This is a genomic window from Vibrio marinisediminis (assembly GCF_014050145.1).
GTDB classification, from domain to species: domain Bacteria; phylum Pseudomonadota; class Gammaproteobacteria; order Enterobacterales; family Vibrionaceae; genus Vibrio; species Vibrio marinisediminis.
In genome coordinates this window covers 1-318 of sequence record NZ_JACFYF010000124.1, presented here as the reverse complement: position 1 = coordinate 318, position 318 = coordinate 1, and the positions used below count along the sequence as shown (strand labels likewise).

Annotated in this window: 1 protein-coding gene; it reads left to right on the top strand. The window is 68.9% G+C overall.

The features are described from left to right. Nucleotides 1–318 (top strand): protein adenylyltransferase SelO family protein (locus H2O73_RS23635; protein WP_182110754.1); only part of this gene is annotated, 318 nt, incomplete at both ends.

The following is a 318-nucleotide window of genomic DNA, read 5'->3' as shown; positions in this document are numbered from 1 at the left end:
GCCGTGACCACGGGCGAGCGGGTGCTGCGCGAACAAGTGCTGCCCGGTGCGGTCTTCACGCGCGTGGCGTCCAGCCACCTGCGGGTCGGCACCTTCCAGTTCTTCGCCGCCCGCGACGACCTGGACGCGCTCGAAACCCTGTGCGATTTCGCCCGCACGCGACATGACCCGGAGGCGGACACCGCCCTCGACCTGCTGCGCGGCGTCATCGCGCGGCAAGCCGATCTGATCGCGCGCTGGATGGGCCTGGGCTTCATCCACGGGGTGATGAACACCGACAACATGACGATCTCGGGCGAGACCATCGATTACGGCCCC